Annotated in this window: 21 protein-coding genes; 7 read left to right on the top strand and 14 right to left on the bottom strand. The window is 54.1% G+C overall.

The genetic code is table 11. The annotated features are described in order from the left end of the window. Nucleotides 1–83 precede the first annotated feature (83 nt). Both QXU72_04840 and QXU72_04835 read left to right on the top strand, forming a co-directional pair. Nucleotides 84–887: a translation initiation factor IF-2 subunit alpha gene (locus tag QXU72_04840; protein MEM0494583.1), complete on the top strand. Its 804-nt coding sequence runs from the start codon at nucleotides 84–86 to the stop codon at nucleotides 885–887. A 6-nt stretch (nucleotides 888–893) separates the two neighbouring features. Then, on the top strand, nucleotides 894–1,100 hold the full coding sequence (locus tag QXU72_04835; protein ID MEM0494582.1) for an RNA-protein complex protein Nop10: 207 nt from the start codon (nucleotides 894–896) through the stop codon (nucleotides 1,098–1,100). Here QXU72_04835 and QXU72_04830 read toward each other — a convergent pair. The 11 genes from QXU72_04830 to QXU72_04780 all read right to left on the bottom strand — a co-directional run bounded on the left by QXU72_04830 (nucleotide 1,090) and on the right by QXU72_04780 (nucleotide 11,842). Next, nucleotides 1,090–3,276 (bottom strand): STT3 domain-containing protein, encoded by a 2,187-nt coding sequence (locus QXU72_04830; GenBank protein MEM0494581.1) that lies wholly within the window; start codon nucleotides 3,274–3,276, stop codon nucleotides 1,090–1,092. The two genes, QXU72_04835 and QXU72_04830, sit on opposite strands and share 11 nt — an antisense overlap. Before the next feature lie 283 nt (nucleotides 3,277–3,559). Then, nucleotides 3,560–4,474, bottom strand: a complete 915-nt coding sequence (locus tag QXU72_04825) for a hypothetical protein (protein MEM0494580.1) — start codon at nucleotides 4,472–4,474, stop codon at nucleotides 3,560–3,562. 152 nt (nucleotides 4,475–4,626) lie between these two features. Next, on the bottom strand, nucleotides 4,627–5,475 hold the full coding sequence (locus tag QXU72_04820; protein MEM0494579.1) for a TFIIB-type zinc ribbon-containing protein: 849 nt from the start codon (nucleotides 5,473–5,475) through the stop codon (nucleotides 4,627–4,629). 42 nt (nucleotides 5,476–5,517) lie between these two features. Further along, on the bottom strand, nucleotides 5,518–5,847 hold the full coding sequence (locus QXU72_04815) for an Rpp14/Pop5 family protein (GenBank protein ID MEM0494578.1): 330 nt from the start codon (nucleotides 5,845–5,847) through the stop codon (nucleotides 5,518–5,520). Further along, nucleotides 5,837–6,607: an RNase P subunit p30 family protein gene (locus QXU72_04810; GenBank protein MEM0494577.1), complete on the bottom strand. Its 771-nt coding sequence runs from the start codon at nucleotides 6,605–6,607 to the stop codon at nucleotides 5,837–5,839. Before QXU72_04810 ends, QXU72_04815 begins: the two co-directional genes overlap by 11 nt. Before the next feature lie 17 nt (nucleotides 6,608–6,624). After that, nucleotides 6,625–7,035 carry an RNA-binding domain-containing protein gene (locus QXU72_04805; GenBank protein ID MEM0494576.1) on the bottom strand — a complete coding sequence of 137 codons (411 nt, stop codon included), beginning with the start codon at nucleotides 7,033–7,035 and terminating at the stop codon, nucleotides 6,625–6,627. Beyond that, entirely contained in the window at nucleotides 7,016–7,594 is a 579-nt protein-coding gene (locus QXU72_04800) for a 50S ribosomal protein L15e (protein MEM0494575.1), read from the bottom strand. The genes QXU72_04805 and QXU72_04800 overlap by 20 nt, the downstream gene beginning before the upstream one ends. Before the next feature lie 92 nt (nucleotides 7,595–7,686). Further along, nucleotides 7,687–8,916, bottom strand: coding sequence for a hypothetical protein (locus tag QXU72_04795; protein ID MEM0494574.1), 1,230 nt, complete (start codon nucleotides 8,914–8,916; stop codon nucleotides 7,687–7,689). Continuing rightward, nucleotides 8,913–9,830, bottom strand: coding sequence for a helix-turn-helix domain-containing protein (locus tag QXU72_04790; GenBank protein MEM0494573.1), 918 nt, complete (start codon nucleotides 9,828–9,830; stop codon nucleotides 8,913–8,915). The genes QXU72_04795 and QXU72_04790 overlap by 4 nt, the downstream gene beginning before the upstream one ends. 71 nt (nucleotides 9,831–9,901) lie before the next feature. Beyond that, nucleotides 9,902–10,606 (bottom strand): fibrillarin-like rRNA/tRNA 2'-O-methyltransferase, encoded by a 705-nt coding sequence (locus tag QXU72_04785; protein MEM0494572.1) that lies wholly within the window; start codon nucleotides 10,604–10,606, stop codon nucleotides 9,902–9,904. A gap of 18 nt (nucleotides 10,607–10,624) precedes the next feature. Beyond that, complete coding sequence (locus tag QXU72_04780) at nucleotides 10,625–11,842, bottom strand: C/D box methylation guide ribonucleoprotein complex aNOP56 subunit (protein ID MEM0494571.1); 1,218 nt, start codon at nucleotides 11,840–11,842, stop codon at nucleotides 10,625–10,627. A 67-nt stretch (nucleotides 11,843–11,909) separates the two neighbouring features. On the opposite strand from QXU72_04780, the gene QXU72_04775 reads away from it, so the two are divergent. The 5 genes from QXU72_04775 (at nucleotide 11,910) to QXU72_04755 (ending at nucleotide 15,739) form a co-directional block, all read left to right on the top strand. Beyond that, nucleotides 11,910–12,200: a Gar1/Naf1 family protein gene (locus QXU72_04775; GenBank protein MEM0494570.1), complete on the top strand. Its 291-nt coding sequence runs from the start codon at nucleotides 11,910–11,912 to the stop codon at nucleotides 12,198–12,200. 24 nt (nucleotides 12,201–12,224) lie between these two features. Further along, nucleotides 12,225–13,118 carry a ribose-phosphate diphosphokinase gene (prs, locus tag QXU72_04770; GenBank protein MEM0494569.1) on the top strand — a complete coding sequence of 298 codons (894 nt, stop codon included), beginning with the start codon at nucleotides 12,225–12,227 and terminating at the stop codon, nucleotides 13,116–13,118. Between the two features lie 107 nt (nucleotides 13,119–13,225). Then, the gene (locus QXU72_04765) at nucleotides 13,226–13,798 is read left to right on the top strand and encodes a phosphoribosyltransferase (GenBank protein MEM0494568.1); all 573 of its coding nucleotides are present in this window, start codon (nucleotides 13,226–13,228) and stop codon (nucleotides 13,796–13,798) included. Further along, nucleotides 13,795–14,346 (top strand): hypothetical protein, encoded by a 552-nt coding sequence (locus QXU72_04760; GenBank protein ID MEM0494567.1) that lies wholly within the window; start codon nucleotides 13,795–13,797, stop codon nucleotides 14,344–14,346. Before QXU72_04765 ends, QXU72_04760 begins: the two co-directional genes overlap by 4 nt. A gap of 127 nt (nucleotides 14,347–14,473) precedes the next feature. Then, complete coding sequence (locus QXU72_04755; GenBank protein MEM0494566.1) at nucleotides 14,474–15,739, top strand: translation initiation factor IF-2 subunit gamma; 1,266 nt, start codon at nucleotides 14,474–14,476, stop codon at nucleotides 15,737–15,739. Nucleotides 15,740–15,900: 161 nt separating this feature from the next. On the opposite strand, the gene QXU72_04750 is transcribed toward QXU72_04755, so the two are convergent. From QXU72_04750 to QXU72_04740, 3 genes are read right to left on the bottom strand one after another with little or no spacing between them, the layout of a single operon-like run. Continuing rightward, nucleotides 15,901–16,398, bottom strand: coding sequence for an HIT domain-containing protein (locus QXU72_04750; GenBank protein MEM0494565.1), 498 nt, complete (start codon nucleotides 16,396–16,398; stop codon nucleotides 15,901–15,903). Further along, nucleotides 16,358–17,893, bottom strand: coding sequence for a DUF402 domain-containing protein (locus QXU72_04745; GenBank protein ID MEM0494564.1), 1,536 nt, complete (start codon nucleotides 17,891–17,893; stop codon nucleotides 16,358–16,360). The genes QXU72_04750 and QXU72_04745 overlap by 41 nt, the downstream gene beginning before the upstream one ends. Next, on the bottom strand, nucleotides 17,880–18,266 hold the full coding sequence (locus QXU72_04740; GenBank protein MEM0494563.1) for a hypothetical protein: 387 nt from the start codon (nucleotides 18,264–18,266) through the stop codon (nucleotides 17,880–17,882). The genes QXU72_04745 and QXU72_04740 overlap by 14 nt, the downstream gene beginning before the upstream one ends. Between the last annotated feature and the right edge of the window lie 549 nt (nucleotides 18,267–18,815).

Raw genomic sequence — 18,815 nt, 5'->3', positions numbered from 1 at the left:
CCCGGGTCGCAGCCTCGGCCAAGTTTCTGAGAGGGTGCGAGGAGGATTTTTATAAAGCGTTTCAGAGCAGCGAAGGGGTTAGAATGGTTAGAAAGAGAGCGTCATTCCCTCAACTTAACGAGCTTGTCGTGGGAACGGTTTCGGAGATACATGATCACGGTGCTTTCGTTACTCTCGATGAGTATAATGGTCTCAGAGCGTACGTTCCTCTAGGTGAAGTCAGCCACTCTTGGTTTAAGAGCATTCGCGATGTGTTGAAGGTGGGGCAGAAAGCGATCTTTAAGGTCATCCGCGCCGACTCCAGGAAGGGTATTGTAGACGTTTCGCTGAGGAGGGTTTCAGACAGTGAGAAGAGAAGCAAGCTCTTAGAGTGGAAGAGAGCTCAGAGGGCCGAGAAAATTCTCGAGCTGGCTGCGAGAGCTCTTAGACGGACTCTCGACGAAGCATACGAGGAAGTTGGGTGGAAGCTCGAAGATCACTATGGGGAGATCTTCAAAGGGCTTGAGGAAGCCGCTCTCAAAGGTGTAGATGCTCTTACAGCAGTCGGTGTGAGCGAGAAGTGGGCGCGAGCGGTAGCGAACGTCGCCAAGCAGAGTATAAAGTTTAAGAAAGTTAGAGCAAGTGCTTTGATTACTCTGAGCTGCCTTAAAGGAGGTTTAAAAAGCGTTAAAGATTCTCTCATATCATGGGAGGAGCAACTGAAGCTTCCTGATAACGTCAGTGTAAAAATATACACTATCGGAGCACCCAAGTACAGGCTTGATATAGAGTCTTTAGACCCCATGACATGCGAGAAAGTTCTCGAGGAGATACTGAAGGCGATCACAGAAAGAGCTAAGAGAGAAAGCTGCGCGGTATCGGTCAGCGTGCTTAAGGGGAAGAAGTGATTAGCTATGGGTAGGAGAGGCCTCCTGAGGAGATGCGTCTCGTGCGGACGCTACACGCTTAACACGCAAAAGTGCCCTTACTGTGGTGGGCCCGTGAGGTCCCCGCACCCAGCAAAGTTTTCGCCAGAAGATCCTTATGGTAAGTATAGAAGGTTGATGAAGCTAAGAGCTACTTCAGAAAGCTCGAGTGGTGGAGGGGGGTCTACGACTTAACTTTAAAGATTTTTACCCATCCGTTGGGCTCTGACACGTACACGAGCTCGAAGTTTCTGAGGGGAGGTATGCTGAGGATCGGTCCCTTATAGCCCTGTAGCTGGCTCGCGACGAAGCTGTCGAATATGAATAGCTGCTGCTTAAAGTTTCTCGCGAAGATCATCTTGTACAGTGTCGCGTTCAATGCCTTCGGGTTATTCTCGGGTAGTAGCAAGTAAACCGTGTAGCCTTGAGGGTCGGTTAGTGTCGCGTAGGTTCCGTTCCTGTAGCCGTAGATGTAGTCTGACGCACTGAGCCCTATCCACCTCAGCATTTGTGGGCTTTTCGCCATATCGCCGCCGAGCGCTGGGTGTATCATTGAGAAGTAGACGTTGACACCGGGGTAGATCTGTATGGACTGCAGTGGTTCGAAGACGACCACGTAGGTGACATTAAGCTCTCTGAAAATCTCCAGAGCCGTTTCCTCGTCCGACATAAACGCTTTGGCTATCCGCTGTATCTGCTTAGTGTCGATAGTGGCGTTATCACACGTGGTTTTCCGCTCCGTGTTCACGCTTATCCAGTAGCCGTAGTCCCACCACGTCGCGATCGTTGCGTCTCTGGGGATGTTCAACTTTATCCACTCAAGCGCTGAAAGCCAGTCCATGTACTCGTAGTTGTATCTGACAACGGGGACGGAGGACGAGAGTATGAGCGGCGGCTGGTGTGAATATAGGGGAATCTTCGACGCTAGAATGGATGGAGAGAAAACAAGAAGAACTATTACCGCTACTAGGAGGAACCACCCCGGCGATGTTTCTCCGCGCTTTCTCGCCTCTCTCGCCTCTACAGTCTCCGAGGCTTTGTCCAAGATCTCTATGAGGCCTTTTGCGCCGATAACGGCTACAGCCGGGGATAAGAGTAGCAAAAGCCTCACTATCGATGCGGAGAAGTACACCGATGTGGCGAAGTATAAGGCCGAGAAAAGCTCGGAGAAGCGCTCCTTCGCTTTAAGGAAGCAGAGATACATTCCCGCTATGCCGAAGAGGAGGGCCGTCTGAAAGTCGTCGAACATGCTGCTCCACGTGGTTACAGTATGCTCCGCTACCGTCGTGACTCCGGGCTCGCGCACTAGGGGCACCAGGACAGCTACCATCCTCCCCGCTATGCGGGCCAGGATTCCCGTAGCTGTTCCGATAACAGCGAAGAGAATGAGCGCTACGGCGATCCCTAAAGCTAGCTTTCTCATGTCGACCCTGGGAACCGCAGAGTAGCCAGCGCCCAGAAGAGCCAGCACCGACAGTATCGTTGCAGCTAGCGGCAGAGCGCCGGTGATCGAGAAAAATGCTGCTGTAGGGCCGAAGCGTGGGGTGGTAGCTACAAAGAGAGTCGTTATGGCGTTGGTTACGAGGAACATTTTAGCGAGTTTCGTATCACTCCAGTGGATGGGGAGCCAAGCTAGGGTAACGAGAGCCAAGAGGTTCCAGGGGTAGAGGTACGCCCCCCACGACAGGACGACGCCCCCCATCGATAATCCAGCGAGTACAGCTCTCGTAAGCGACCCCCTCCTGTACCCGCTGAGGAAGAGGTAGAAAGCCAGCAGCATGAAGGGTATGGCGAACCCCTCGTGCTTCGCTCCAAAATTTGTACGGTAAGCGTAAGCCCAGCTCAGCGCTAGCATCAGCGCGGATAGAACACCGACCCTGCTGTCTTTTATCTCCCTCCCGAGGAGGTATGCTGCGAACACAGCGGTTGCGGCTCCCAAAGGCACCGAAATCGCGTGGACAAAGTACAAGCTAGCGTCCACTCCTATAGCTTTCAAGGCAAAGTACATGATAAGCGTGAATATCGCTGCACCGGGCTGGCTTGAGGCCCTTAGATCCCTCCCGTAGGGAGCCCAGAAGAGCGTGTCCCGAGGCTTAGGGTCTTCGAACCACCATCGATACCACCAAGCTATAGCACCCAGTAGGTTTCCACCACCCTCTTCAAGCATCTTCTCGGCTAAGTAGTACTCATAGAACGGGTCGAACTCGTTGAGGTACACTCCCCAATGCATCGGCGTGAGCCTTGAGAGCAGTGCTACGATGAATGCTAGCGTCAAGATGGTGGCGATGGCCACTCTCTCGCTTCCCAAAACTTCAAGCAAGTGACCCGCAAGCTTGGCGAAGTTCTCTCTACTAAGCTTCAATCGGAGCACAGGAGGCACCGGTCTACAACTAGTATTAAAGCTTTAGTTTCCTTATACCTAGGTGCCCAATCCGCCGCGCTGGTTGGGCTTCTTGCTCCCACTGAGGTTATCAGAAGCCAGGTGGGGATATCCTGCCTGCTTCGCGTACAGCAGGTTGAATTTGGCGCTAGGAGATACACCGCCGGCTCATCCTCAGCGATAGCTTCAGAGTTAGCTGTGCTATAGTGCTCCGACACTAGCTAGAGAACCTGGTTGCGAAGCATAAGAGTTGCTGAATCATTAAGTTTGGGGGCTAGCTCTCCGAGGAGCTTTTTCCAGGCTGGATGAGGTTGAACTCTACCAGCACTTTGAACTCATCTAACGTAATGGGTTCCCCGCGCTGATACTTGGCGAGAGCCTCCATTGCTTTGTCGTAGAGAAGCCTGCGCCTCTCCTCAATGTGCCTGGACAGCTCCTTAGCTTTGAGGAGGATGGCAACTCTCTCGAGCTCTTCCCTGAGCGCCCTCTCCTCAGCAAGAAGCTGCACCAACTCCTGGTGGTGCTGGTTAGCTACCTCTCTAATCTTCTCGCGTTGATCGTAGATCTCTTTCATCCTACTGCGCAGCTCATCACGCTTTGCACGCAGCTCTGCAACTTCGCTCTTGATTCTAAGGTAGTTGTCGACCATGCTCTTCAACTCCTCGCTGAGCTTCGCCACCGTTTCGCGGAGCACCTGCACTTTGTTTCTCAGCTCCTCGATCTTGGATTTGAGCTCGTTAAGGTGCTTCACGTTAACGTATATTGACTCAAGGCTCCGAATCCTGTTAATAACCACTTTCTCAACTTCGGGTGGTAAAGTCATTGTCTGGTACTGCCACTCAAGCTGCTCTAGTTTAGCCCGCAGTTCTTCTTCATCGTAGCGCTTCGCTCCGAGAAAGTTCTGGAGAGCTCTATACTCGTTAAGAAGGCGCTTTATAAGCTCCCTCGTGCTGCGGAGCTCTTCAGCGACTCGTCTGCGCTCTTCCCTCTTCTTGGCCAGTGCTTCGTAGATCTCCTTCTTGCGGTTAAGCAAGTCGAGGTATTGCTGCTTCACCTGCTGGTACTGATCTCGAAGAGCTCGCAGCTCTGCGCTCAGTCTCTTGATCTCCCCGTTAGCGGAGTCTCGGCTGCTGCGCGCCTCGAGAACTCTCTGGTTAATTTCCTGCAGTCTTCTCTTCAGTTCAACCATCTGTTCCCTTAATTTCTGTACGTCTTCGGTTATCAGGTCGGCCATGAGACCACGCCTTAACGCGGTTTATGAGGCAGCACGAACCAGCACGCCGAGTGGATATAAATCTTCTTGTCTCTCATCTCCTTGCGGCGCCTCACCGCTCAGAGCACCTAAACCTTGATGATTATTTCAAGCTGCTCGGGTATCTGTCTGGACAATCGTCGAAGAGTGAGCGGCGAAACTCCAGCAAGCCTCGCTAACTCTACCTGGGTCTTCTTAATGTTCATCATTTTAAACACCAAGTACATCACCGCAGCAGCTATGCCGGCCGGCTTTCTCCCCTGAAGTTTTACCGCCACCTCGTCCGCAAAGTGGGCAACTACTCTTATCGGTATATTCTGCTGCGCAAAAATTTCCCTCAGCCCTGCTTTACCAGCCAAGCTTGCTACGACGTGGCTAGGCTTCCGCGGTCTCGCGGACTGCGCTTCCTGTATAATACCGCTGCTAAGCAGCAGGCGGTAGCACTTGTACACTTTCTTCATCTCTGCTCTGGCAAGCTTCTCTATATCCTCGGTAGCTACCTGCAGGTTCGGGTTTCTCTTCATCTCGTAAAGGAGAAGGGCTGCCACAACTATCCGTGTACTTCTTCCTTTAAGTAAGCCTCCTCTTGCCGCCTTCTCAACCAGCTGAAGCACCTCCTCTGCTATATGCTTTGGAACCTTAAGGCTTGAGAGCAAGCGCAGTACACTGCTGCTGCGCCGCTGACCTCTAGTAGTGGTCTCGAGCTTGTAAGAACCGCGAGCGTACTGCTTAGATACCGATGGTGGAGTTGTTGAAGTACCGCGGCTAACAGCGTAGTGTATGCGCCCTTTCTCTATATCGCGCGCTAATGGTGGACTCCGCTCAAACGTGGGCTCTGGGAAAACGTAGCCGCATTGGGGGCAAACATACTCACCAGTGTCTTCATGCAGCACGAGTACTCCTCGGTAGCCGCACTCTGGACATACTACTTCAGACAAACCCCTCGCATGCCCCTCAACTGCGCAGCCACCGCTTTTAGTCTATCGTTCGTCCCTGCACTCGTTTCCAGCCGGGCTAAGCGAAGCTAGTATTCTTGCCGCCCTCCTAACCGTTCCAGCTACTTTAATGATCTCGAAGGAACGTTCCTCGCTGATGAGCAGAGCTGCCAGAAGCTTATCCAGGCCCTCCCTATTTACAGATACTATAAGCAGGGACCCCGGCTCCCTGCTCACGAGCCGGGGATTGACGTGCGCTAGCCCAACGACACCGAAAGCGTTAGCGACAGCCTCAGAAATCCTAGCTAGAATCTTCTCAGGCTCCATCGGCCCCTCCCTGCATCGGATTATCACGTACCGGCGCTTAGCTTTCAATGATAACACCCTCCACTGGCCTTAGCCCGGAAATCTTCTCAAGATTCTGCCTAATCCTCGACTCCAGTACGGGCCCCATCGACCGTGCCACTACATCTGTGGGGATTTCCAAGACTTCTTTCGCGAAGGAGAGCGTAGCCCTGTAGCTCGCAGGCGTGTAAGGCAGGCGAGGGCCGGAGGATAGTATCAGGGGTAAGCCTTTCTGGGTAAGCTTGCGCACAACAGGCAGGGTTGATGATAATCTTCTCGCGATTTCCAGCTTATCCCCTCCAAGTAGGTGGCTTAACGTGAGCTCGAAGATTCTACCTCTATCGATGGCGTATAAGAGGTCTCCCCGAGGGATCGCTTGAGTGACCCCCGGAACTACCGTAACTATGTCCACTCTCCTATCTCTGCACGCAAATGCTGTAATTTCCCTGGAGGTTGATTCCACGGATACTATCACGCAGTGCTTCCTTACTCCCGCGACTAACCTTTTCACCTCGCTTAAACTTCTGGCGTATACGTGGCAACGCAGATAACATCTGTAATTCTCCCTGGCTGCCACCTTTTCGACCAAGCTACTTGCGGCGGCTGCCGCCCTCGCAGTTCTCGCACCATAGCTATCGAGCATGAGTACGGGCAGGCAGCCGCGGAACATTGACCTTTTACTCTCCCTGATTACCTGCTCCAGAATCGAGGAGACCCTGTCTTCACCCTCTTCGATGTCCTCTACCTTAAAGCCACCTGCAAAGGCATCGTAGAGTTTACGGCGCGGCATGAGGCGAAGCCTCGAACTCACTTTCTCTTAAAGGATACGACCACCCTGATTACATCATCGCCCTCGCTGAGACCGATAACTCCAGCGTAGGCTTTCTGTTTGTTCAACCTTAAGTAGAGCTTCCCACCCTGGAGGCGAGCATTTAAAGTCGCTGACAAGTACTTTCTGTCTTCACTGCTTAGTTTTTCGAACAGGTGCTCCAGAACTTCTTTAGCTTCCGGACCCGATACGCTCGCGGTGATGATAAGAATAGGGTTGCCGTAGTACCCGCGGGCCTTGAAGCTAGTTACCGATACCCTACCTGATTCACGCATGTGCTCGGGCAAAACGTTCCAAAGCGCTCTCAGAACTTTTTGCTCGTCTTCGGTGGCGTGAACATGGCAAGAAAGCTCGATGCGTACAGGCTCTTTAAGTCCTGGTAGCTCCATCAACCTCTCCTTGCGTCCTGGAAGGTCCGCTCGGCGGCTCCAACTCTATCTTTGAGAGTATCTTTAACGCTCTCTCGCGCGTGAGCCTAACTCTCCTTCTAGCGACGTAGCCAGCAATCCATCTTCGCTCGGGATCGTTTTTAATAGATGGGTGACTGGGGTCAGCCATTACTACCTCGTACCACTTGTACACGCCATCTTCACCGACCCAGTACGATCCCAGAACGACCAGATTGGGGAATTTTCTCGCAGCTCTCTCCTCAGCTATCCACTGAGTACTCTTGTGGGGGCTGTACCCTGCGACCCCCATTCTCTTCGGCCTTCTGCCGCTCCGAGGTCTAGGCCTGTTGAGGCCGCCTTTACGGACCCTTACTCTGACCACTACGTAGCCTGGCTTGGCCTTGTACCCTAGCGCGTGAGCTCTGTCAGGTCTTAGGGGGCGTTCAACCCTGACCACAGCAGGTTCGCGGCGCCATTTAGTCATCCTTTCACGCTGCACTGCCCTGTGAGCGTCCGCTCGACTATGCCACATTTCAGCGATGTACTTGAAGTATCCCATCTAAAGAGCACCGGCTGCTACCCGCGGCACTAAATAAAAACCCTTCGATGAAGCACGGAGAGTCGGGCGGTCTCGAGAGTAGGTGTCGAGCGCTATCCGGGTAGCGTTTTCGGGAACTGATCAGCAGGTTTATTCCGAGCCGCAATCTCCTCCAGTACCTTCACCGTAACCTCGAGCGGCGCCGTTGTCCTGAAGCCTTTAGGGTCGAAGTGCGTCCTCGAAGCTGCGAAGCCTCTGGAGCGAAGCTCCTCGATCACCTCCCTCAGCGGCGCCTCCAGTGGGATGCCGTACTTTGAGGCGATCGCATCGGTAGTGAAGTAGAGCGGGGGTAGTGATAGCTCGGAGAGCAGCAACGATAACACGCGCTTACCCTGGGGGCAGTAGCCAGCCTCTTCAACACGCTTCGAGTACGTGAGAAGCGTTTTCTCCGCGAAGTACTCGTCTGCGAACTTGCTAGTCCACAGGGGTCCCATCGGCGAGGCGCGCACAGGAGACCGCAGGTTCTGAAGTTCCGCTATGCTCACCATGTATCGTTCGAGCGTTAAAGGGTTGTACGCAGCGTAGCCGATGTTTTTCTCGTACCAGCTGTAGTTGACTTTTCTCTTTAGAACGCGGACGCAGACCCTAACGTGGTGAAGCATGTAGTAGGACAGCAGCGGCTCTATTCTGAGATCCAGCTTCGCAGCTTCTCTAGCGATGAAGTATAGGAGGACCCGTACAGCCAGTTCTCTACCAAACTCCGTCGGGGCCACGTAAGAGAAGTATTTTCTCATGCATGCTCCTGGGAACTTTCCCACAAGCGGGGAGAGATCTGTTGCTGTGACACATAGCATCCCCCCGTTAGCGACCGCCCTCAAAGCAGGGTCAACGTACTTGACCGGGGAGCCGAAAGGATCCACATCAACAACGTCGAACTTTCCGAATTCCGAGAAGAAGCGTACGGCATCCAAATTGGTGGCACGTGCTATGTCTGAGAGGGAGTTTAGCTCAATGTTCCTCAGAGTAAGCTCGTAACAAACCGGGTCAATGTCGTTTAGGTACAGAAGCTCAACCGCCTCGTTTTCAAGAGCGTAGCGGATTCCCCTTACACCCGTAGCGCAAAAAGCGTCTACAACTTTCAGCCTCTTCCCCCTAATTTCGGCAAAAGCTCCCACGGCTGCGGATGAGATGTCTCGTGAACACTTCATGAGAGGATTGTAGAAGACGGGGGCCCACGCCGGATCTACATACCCTTTTTCGTCGGCAAATTTGCTAAGGTCGCAGACCCTTATCTTGGCCTTGCCCTCCCAAATTTCGGTTAGAGGGCACGGAGTGCTACTCATGAAGACTCGTCGAACGATGAGATTTGAGAGATTATTCTTTTTGCAACTTCGCTTGCCGAGCTCTTTGGAACAACTATGCAGTTCTCACCGTACTTCCTGTACTCCGCAGCTTCCGATACGACGACAAGCCTGGTCCCGGTCTCCTCCGCGAGCTCCCTGGCTAAGTTCAGCTCCTGCTCATCCTCCTGAGCTTCGCGTTTCTTTATAGCTATTTTCAACACGCCCTCACTCTTCTTAGCGCCAGCGTCTATGGGTGCCCGCGAGAAGGTGTAACCCCTATAGCCGTATCTCGCCAAACTTACGAGAAGCTGCCCCAGGTAAGCATCCTTAGGGTGTGTAGTGCTGACAGTTCCCGACTCGTAGAAGAATCTTTTTAAAGCTTTTATCGAGAGCCGTTCAAACACCTCCGGGCCAAAAAGGTTACCCAATCTCTCCGCCACCTCAAGAGTGGCATCCGAGAGGTTCTCCTCGTACCTTGCGACCATCCTCGGAGATACCCTTAACTCGTTTGCAACATCGCTGCGGCTCAGCCCCCGCTTCTCCCGCAATCTCCGCAGAACGTCGCCCCTGACTTTCACGTAAATGCCTCCCCTATCCATGTACACCAGAGGTTCCTCGGAATCTCTCTGCAAAATCTCCTCCAAAGTTCTGCGGCTCAGCACAGCGATTCTGTGCCTCGAGTAAACGATACCCTCCTCCACTCTCTCCCCCTGTATTTTTTCTGCGGAAATTACGGGGAGCGCTTCGAGGAAGTCGCCCATAGCCCTTAGCTCCTCGCTCATACCTCTAGATAGCAGAGATGCATCTTCAACTCTCTTGCTAAGCACTATCTCGGTATCCTCGTGAATTATAACCTCGTCTACGCAATACTTACCCGTTTTAAGCTCTACGCGCCTGATGCTTCTTGCTCTCATGTCCTCCGCTTTCTGGAACTATATTGAAGCTCCAGTGGAATAAACTTTCCTCTCAGTGTGCTCCATCTCCTTCAATCTCTCCTGGCTACGATGAACGCATGTGCTTCGTCGTACGGCTCAAGGTGCAGTACCTCCTTAACTTTGTAGCCTCTGTCCTCCAGGTGCGATATTTCCTTCTTATAAGTCTCAGAGGGCTGCTTGGTCACATCTATACTCATTGCCTTGATCGCCATCATTATCCACCCGCCTTCCTCGAGGAACAAATCAGCATTATCAGCTACTATTTTACTTTGAAACGGTTGAGCTATATCCGCGTAAATTACATCCACTCTTTCAACTATATGAGCGTACTTTGTCGGAAAGCGTGCATCGGCCAAGAGCGGTATCACGTTTCTCCTGTGAATCACGACTTTTTCTATAAACTCCCGCATGACTCGAGGTGCGAACTCGACACCGTACAAGACTCCTCTCGGCCCTATGATGTCGGAGATGTGGCTAGGAGTAGTGCCAGAGGCCGTACCGAGGTAGAGGATCCTAGACCCGGGTGCTATTGGGTTTATCGACAAATTCTTCATGATAGCGCCTGCGAGTTTGCTGCGGTACGGGTTCCATACCCTGTACTCTTGTCCCCCCATCACTACCAGCTGCTCCCCGTAAACTCTAACTCGAGGCGCTAGATTCACAGTCGCTAAACGCTTGCTCCCATCTTCAAACTCTATCCAGTAAACACCGGGAAACTTTTCATGAGGTTCAACGCCCACAGCCCTAATGCTCATACCGCTCACCCAGCTGCACTACCTCCTTTTACCTCTTCTGCGCATCTTTTCTTTTTCCTCTGCTCGCGCTTTCTTCGGCGGTGGTGTGGGATACAGTGCGCGTATTTCTTCCACTCGCTTTTCAAGGTCTTCGCGCAGCTCGTCGGCACGGTACTCGCCCGTGAACGCGTCGATTCGGGCTGCAATTGCTAGCTTCGCGGCCAGCGCCCTGGCTATCTTGCCTCTCTGCCATTTAGGCGACTTATGGATCAGAGAGTGCTGGAATATAACGCCGTGCTTTGGCGGCTTTGCCCCGTACCTTAAGGCTCTGAAGAGCGCTTTCTCCGCGCCCAGAACCTGTATCGTGCTTGCAGGCAGCGTTGCGAGCTTGCTTAACCCTCCAGCGAGGGCTATCAGCCGTGCTCCCAGAAGCGGGCCGACGAGCCCTCTCACGTTTGGTGCAACTTCGTACATCGCTTCGTCGATATACTTCTCGAGATCACGCCTAATGGAGTAGAGCTGTAACCCCACGTCTGAAACGAGCCTTATCGCGTTGAGGTCGAAGTCCGTGAGGTCCGCCCCCATTCCAGTGGAAGCAGCCGAGATAATCTTTCTAGCGAGCTCATCCTCGAAGCCTAGCTTCCTCAGAGCTTCGGGCGTTATATTCCTACGGTCGCCAATCCTGCTAACGATCTTGAGATAATCCTCGTGATCTTCCACGAGTTCATCTAACTCCGGGAAGTGTAACCCGTACCATTCCCGAACTCTCGAAGCGAACAAGTTAATCGTTTTGTTGACGTCGTCGAGGGCGCGTATCGCCTGAGCTATGAAGAGATCCCTCTTCTCTGCAACCTCCTTTACCTTGCTCCTGGTCACTTCGATGGATGCCTCCCGCAGTCTATCGTAGTACTGTTCGACCTCGATTCCGGCAAGCTTGGCGACTATCTCCGACATCCTACGGCGTATCTCCTTGAATACGCCTGAACCCGGAGCGGTACTCACGTTGACTTTCAGCGTCTTTGCCAGAAATCTCGCCAGGTCCTCGTCCTCAACAACGAGGCTGTCGCCCTCAGAGAGCTTCTCGGAAAGAAGCCTGAAATCCTCCTCGGCAAGCTCCCCCGCCTCGATCTTCTTCATGTACTCTACTGCCTTACCCTTCTCCGCCGAGGAGGCGGAGATCGTGCTCGCTACGACCTCTCCCCTCTCATCGGTAAGTATCACGCCGAAGGCGGTAGGCACAAGATAGTACCTGCTCATACTCCTCGATGCTCACATGTAGCGAACATATATTTCCATTTCCAGCGCATCGCTTTCGGGCTGAGCGATGCGTGTGCTCGGGCGTGTTAGGCTTTACAGCAAGAGAGGTAACCTGGTAGTCGAGGCCCGTGAAGTGCCAGCTATCGGCGATAAAATTTACGATGACCGGTTAATGCTTATAGGCTACGTTTACGACGTCATAGGGCCCGTGAAGAGCCCACTCGTTCTCGTTAAAGTGGATACCAGCAGGTGGAAGCCTGAAGCTTTGGTCGGTAAGCTTCTCTACTGGCAAGGCTCGCAGCCTCGCGAGAAGCAGGCACCTCGTTCTAGAAGCCGTTCAACCAAGCGGGGAAGTTAATAACTAGACTCGCTTCATATCTCGATGACAGTACTGCTCTCAGGGCTCTGGTGCACAGAGCTGGGACGGAGAGCTTCGGAAACAGCGGGTATTCCGCATGCCGCTCTCTTGGTGCGGAAGTTCCCTGATGGCGAACTTTACGTCAGGATACCTGTCGACGTCAGCGGTCAGGACGTAGTTATTCTCACGTGCGCCGGCCGGAGACCCAACGATGGCCTCATCGAAGCCCTTCTGGCTGCGAGCACCGCGAAGAGGCTGGGCGCTAGAGAGGTTGTGCTGGCGATGCCGTACTTACCGTACGCGAGACAGGACTCGGAGTTTCAGAGAGGAGAAGCAATCAGCTTAACGGTCGTGTCGAGGCAGCTAGAGGCAGCGGGAATAGATTCGCTGATAACCGTGGACCTTCACCTTCATAGGGTCGGGGACCCTTCAGCGGTCTTTAACGTAAGTGTGCACAACGTCTCCGTAATGCCGGACATCGCCAGGTACCTTCTTGAAGTTCATCGATGCGGGGACTGTGCAGTGGTTGCACCGGACGAGGAAGCTGAGCAATGGGCACGCCGCGTGGCAGAGGTTCTCGGTACTAGTTACCATGTCCTTAGAAAAGAGAGGCTGGGTGACGATAAGGTCAGCGTAACTGCTACTGCGATTAAAGCCGAGAGAGCAGTTATTGTGGACGATATTATAAGCACCGGTTCCACCATAGCTGAAGCAGCTTCACTGCTACGGAGCAGCGGAGTTAGTAAAGTAATCGCTGCTTGCGCTCACGCGATACTCGCTGAGGGAGCTGAAGCCCGCATGCTTCACGCTGGCGTAAGCGAAGTGATAGCTTCGGATACGATTCCCAACCCCTTCGCGAAAGTCACGGCGGCGAGAGCCTTAGCGGAGGGCATCAGGCGCGCTCTCAGCGGCGCCTAAGGGAAGGCTATCTCCAACCCCCTGAAGAACAGCGGAAAGCGGTTCAGCTGCCGCGGCGGCGAGCTCCAGATGAAACGCTTATTTTTTCTAGAGGGCAGTAGAGAGTAATGAGTGCTGAGCTGCTGGTGCTAGGCTGGAGCAAGTTCTTGGAAGATTCCGCTTTCCTAGCTGGGCAGATAAGGAAGTCAGGGTACCGGCCAGATCTGCTGGTGGCTATTGCCAGAGGAGGCTGGATCGTCGGGAGGCTGCTCTCCGACCTCTTAAACATACAGGAAGTTTCGAGCCTGATGATAAAGTCTTACAAAGGCATCGGTGTTAGGTCGGCGGAGAGCAGCGTGTGGTACCAGGATCTTCCAGACCTGCGGGGCCGCCGTGTTCTCATAGTCGACGATATAGCCGACACAGGGTTGACTCTTAAGACCGCGGTGGAGCTCGTAAGAGGGGCAGGAGCTGAGGATGTCAGAACAGCTACCCTGTATATGAAGAGCAGGTCTAGCTTCAAGCCCGACTACTTCGTTCGCGTTATCGACAGGTGGGTGGTCTTCCCCTATGAGTACTGCGAAGTGGCCAGCGAACTGTTAAGTAATGGGTATAGGCTCGACGAGCTGATAGAGATGGGGTTCGAGAAAAAGCTGCTGAACTTGCTGTGTAAGGTAGGTGTGATGGGTGTAGGCTATTGAGCACTTCTCAGGTGCAGGTAGCACTCTCCCGCGAGCTGCTTTCCCCAGACCTGGAGCCGCTCGAGAGCGATTTTTACAAGAAAGCGGTCAAGATGATTAAAGAAGCGCAGAGCAGCGGCGACCAGGTTACTGCCGAGCTGCTATTACAGTCTCTTAAGCTTCTTCTGGCTCTCCGGGTCCAGAAAGAGCTGCAGATGCTTTTCAAGAAAGGCGAGGTGCCTGCAGGGATTCCAGAAGAAGAGAGAAGCATAGTGGACTGCATTAGGAGAGTGTTCCTGCTTTTCGAGGGAAGCAAGGCGCCCGAAGAAGATGAGCAGGCCCTGTTGAGGGGCCCTGAGAGTAAGGCTGAGGCTTTTTCCACTGGAGGCGAGGCTGCAGCCAGCAGGGCTCGCGAAGTGGTTCTTGTGTCTTTCCTGAAACCTTACCCCAAGATCGTGGATCACGGCGCAAGCCTGGGGCCCTTCAAGCGCGGTGATATAGCACTTTTATCGAGAAAAATGGCCGAGGAGTTGGAGAAAGGAGGTTACGTAGAGATAATCTCGACTTGACCTGACAAGCTCCTGCCAGGGGTTCCGCTCTCTCCTACTCCAATGTTCTCCGGCGCTCGACTGCAGGCAGCCGGCTCCCGTACGCTACCCTTTATATAAACGAGGTGTAAGAGAGGAAAGGGTGCGTATGGGGCCTGATGCGCAGTCGCTTTTGAAGCAGCCGCTCGTGAATGTAGGCACAGCTGGTCACGTTGATCACGGTAAAACAACCCTTGTTGAATCTCTGACGGGAATCTGGGCTTCGAGGCACTCAGAGGAGCTGAAGAGAGGTATCACGCTGAAGGTGGGCTATGCAGATGCAATCGTCTACAAGTGCCCCCAGTGCCCTCCCCCGCAAGCCTACTACACTCACGCGACAGCTCCCAGAGACCTGAAGTGCAGGTACTGCGGGTCCCAGCTGCAGCCGGTGAGGAAGATCTCCTTCGTCGATGTACCGGGGCACGAGATGCTCATGGCTGTCATGCTGTCGGGCGCCGCGCTGATGGATGGCGCCCTGCTAGTCATCGATGCAACGAAGAAGTGCCCGCAGCCTCAAACCCTGGAGCACTTTATGGCGTTGGAGATAGTTGGTGTTAGGAACGTTATCGTGGTTCAAAACAAGATCGATGTAGTGAGCAAGGAAAGGGCTCTCGAGAGCTACAAGGAGATTAAAGAATTCCTGGAGGGGACTTGGGCTGAGAACGCTCCTGTAATCCCAGTGTCTTCTATGCACAGGACTAATATTGATGCGCTGGTGTGGGCTATCGAGAAGTACATCCCAACCCCTCGGAGGGACCACTCCCTGGATCCCAGAATGCTTGTCGTCAGGTCCTTCGACGTGAATAAGCCGGGCACCCTGGCCAGAGATCTCGTGGGCGGTGTTCTCGGAGGTACGGTCGTGCAGGGGATGTTCCGGATCGGTGATGAAGTAGAGATACTGCCGGGCGCCAAAGTAAAGCAGGACGGGCAGGACCGCTACGAGCCTCTCTACGCAGAGATAACCTCCCTTATGTCCGGAAGCGAGCAGTTAGAAGTAGCTTACCCAGGGGGTTTGATAGCCGTAGGTACAAACTTAGACCCCAGCTTGACGAAAGCGGATGGGCTCATCGGGAACGTTGTTGGAAAACCTGGGAGGCTTCCAGAACCGCTGCAGGAGATAACCTTAGAGTACAAGCTCATGGAAAGAGTGGTAGGCGTTGAGAAAGTTGGCCCTGTAGAGCCGCTGAGAGCCGGTGAGGCCCTAATGATCAACGTCGGCACTGCGCTGTCCTTAGGTTTGGTGAGCTCTGTTAAGGGCGATGTAGTGCATCTCAAGCTAAGGATACCTGTTGTCGCCGAAAAAGGTCAACGCGTCGCTATCTCGAGACAGTACGGCGGTAGGTGGAGGCTGATAGGATACGGTTTTGTCCAGTAAACCTCAGTATCTACGCTGCTCGCGTGCTACCGTCTCCCACCTCCTGGCGGAGTTTTACTAGCTTTCCGAGAGTGCAGGTCCGAATATCTACACCGTAGTCTAGCAGCTCAGGTAGAGGCTGCGAGCTAGCCGGATAGGAGATGTAATGCTTCAAGCTCGCTCTAGGCACTACTGCTATTTTTTGCTGAGATTATCTTCTCATACGTGTCTTCCAAAGCTTCGGGTATAACCTTAGTATCGGCGACTACGGGCATGAAGTTGGTGTCCCCGCTCCACCTCGGAACCAGGTGTATGTGAATGTGCGATTCGAGACCAGCTCCTGCCACCTTCCCGAGATTTATCCCCACATTGAAACCGTCAGGCGACAATGCTCTTTTCAGCCACGAGACCGCCATCCTCAGAGTTCTTGCAAGCTCGCATAACTCATCGTCTCTAAGCTCTCCCAAGTCGGCGACGTGCCTTACAGGCGCGATTAGCAGGTGACCGGTGTTGTAGGGGAACTTGTTCATAAGAACTATAACTGACTCGCTGCGGTACACAACCAGGTTGGATTTCAGATCACTGCTCTCCGCCGCTTCGCAGATGAAGCACTTTTGTGGCTTCTCGATCTTAGCGTAGTTAATGTACTTCATCCTCCAAGGCGCGAAAAGCACGTCCATCGCTCAGCCCCCTTAACCTTCTCAGTGCTGCCGCCACCTCCTCAACGCTCTCTCCCTTAAAGCATTTTCCCTGAGCTTCCAGCAGAGCCCAAGCTACGTCAGTCGGCTCGGCGGTTCTCGCGAGTATATTGGCCGACTCGCGAGCCAGGCATCTGTATCGAGAAGCATCACGCTCGAAGATCACCCCCTCGCTTACTAGCATCTGAAACTCATCCTCGTCTATCACCCGAACTTTATCATCCACTCTGACAACGTCCACTTGCAGGTCGATGTACGTTAAAGTAGGGCGCGGCTCCACGAAGAAGTCCAGCGGTGTGTTGATGTTGATGTAAGCTCCCTTATGCTTACCTTTGCTGTCGAAATAAAAGTGGGCCACCGTTCGGGAGAGAGGCCAGGTCACGGAGAGTATGCTGTCACCGACATTCTTGGGGATACCCACCCCGTCGTACACACCCTCTGTGCGCACACTTCTGCTTAGTAGGAGGAAGCCCTCCGCGGAAACTGTGGCACTTGCAACCCACGTGTGGTGCTTACCCAGTAGCTTTCTATGCACGAGCGTTACTGTTCCAGCTTGAAGGACACGATTGAGTTGATCTGCGTAAAGCATAAAGGAGGTGCTTTTGTCGCAGCCCCCCTCAGCTTCCAGTTTATCAACACGCTCGCTAACTTCTCGAGAACCCGTTGACTTCAGCAAATGGTGCAGCGGGATAGTGGTAAAGTACCTGCTCCGCACCCTGTCCAGCACTACCGAAGCGGTGGGGGAGAAGTGCACGAAAGCTATCGCTTCGCCGCTCGCTAGATGAGAAGGCTCCTCTAACTTGCTGGCCTTTCTCTTCAGCTCAGCTACCCTCTCGATGAGATGCTTCACCTCTGACATCACCTCTACGAGAGGCGCCTTGCCCGCAGAGCTCCGGAACTTCACGCCCCAGCCTTCAGGCACGAGCATCTGAGCCAGGGAGAGCAGCTCCGCAGCCCTACCTTGGTCCCAGATATGCTCGCTCACGCTGTGCTTTTCCTGCTCCACGAGACGCGCGTAACGCCCCACTACGGCGAGCCCCTCGGAGAGGAACGGCTCAGCGGGGTCAGGCCTCACCACGTAAGCGACGGTGATCATTCCCGCATCGACTGGCCGGCGGGTTCTCAGTAACCCTTTCTTCCCGGAGGGCAACTCAACCCTGTACAGCCCCTCGCCAACTCTCTCGAGAACGCGAACAGCCATAGATGTGTAGGGTCCTGACTCCACGTACACTACAAAGCTTTCGGGAATAACTGCTGCTAGGCCGTAGGCTACTAACCGGACCGTCTCACTATCGCCTACAACAACGATACCTTTGTGGTCTTCCAAGTCCTTAACCGTCACCGCTACGGGCTCTTTTGAACTCCTTGCGTGCCCGATCCTTTCCTTAACTTTTTCAGTTATATCTGAGAAGGTGAACCCCAGTTCATCTAGCAGCCCTACAAGTGAAGTTGAGTAGATCCCCCTAACTCTCAGCACGCCTATCCCCCTCTCTCCCGTGAGGATAAAGGTAGCACCAAGGCTTCGGCACCCCTTCGCGTCTCAGAGGGTAGCGCCGCGTGTACCCGCACTTCATGCAGGTGACTGCAATATACTTCATCTTACCTCTAGCTCTCACCCTCACCCGGGCCCCGGTTCCCGGGGCGAGCCAGGCGCCGCACCGCCTACAAACCCTGGCTTTCAGGAAACCGGGATAACTTATCTGCGCTTTCCTCGCAAGCATGAGAGCTAAGCTGCCGTAGCGGTCTGCCAGCTCTGGCTCCACATGCCTTATCTGCTCAGCCAGCCTGATCAGCCGCCTAATCCTCTCTAGTGCAAGCTCGCGAACATAATCACGCCGACGCCTCTGCATCCGCCCTCGTGCATGCAAGACACTAGTGTAAAGGTTGCGCCGTCCCTCCGCTCCGGAACCCTCCCGTGCTTGCGCCCCGTCTTAGCCTCTCGCATTTCTTGGGCCAGAGAGCTTTTACTAGCCGCCCTCTTCCTCCTTTACGTTCCGTGCCGCCCCCTTTCCCCTAGCGGCCGTTGCCGGCCTCTGTGGCTCGTCCTCTGGCCCACGAGGGATAGCTGAAGCGGGCGTCATGGAGCCGGCAGTCGTCCTAAGGCGGCCCGCTTGCCCGCCTTTCAGCGCCCCGTCGCCGGGGCGCCTCCCGGAGGGGGCCTCCCGGTTGATAGCGGGGGTGGACCCTCGATCCCGCGCGCGGAGCCCCCGGGCACAGCGCCTCCGCGGCGGCGTCCCGGAAAGTGGGGCTCATCTAGGGCCGAGGCTAGTGGTAGCGTCGAGGGCCCAGCACTTCATCCCGGCAGGGGAGGTGAAGGTCGTTACTGGGGAGGGTGGAGGGTATCACTACTTTCCGCGCGGGCAACCTTGTCGAAGAAACATCCAGGCGGCCCTGGAGGG

Origin of the sequence: Thermofilum sp. (assembly GCA_038741495.1) — an archaeon.
In the GTDB taxonomy this organism is placed as follows: Archaea; Thermoproteota; Thermoprotei; order Thermofilales; family Thermofilaceae; genus Thermofilum.
The sequence above is the reverse complement of the archived record's forward strand: the minus strand, read 5'-3'. Positions and strand labels throughout refer to the sequence as shown.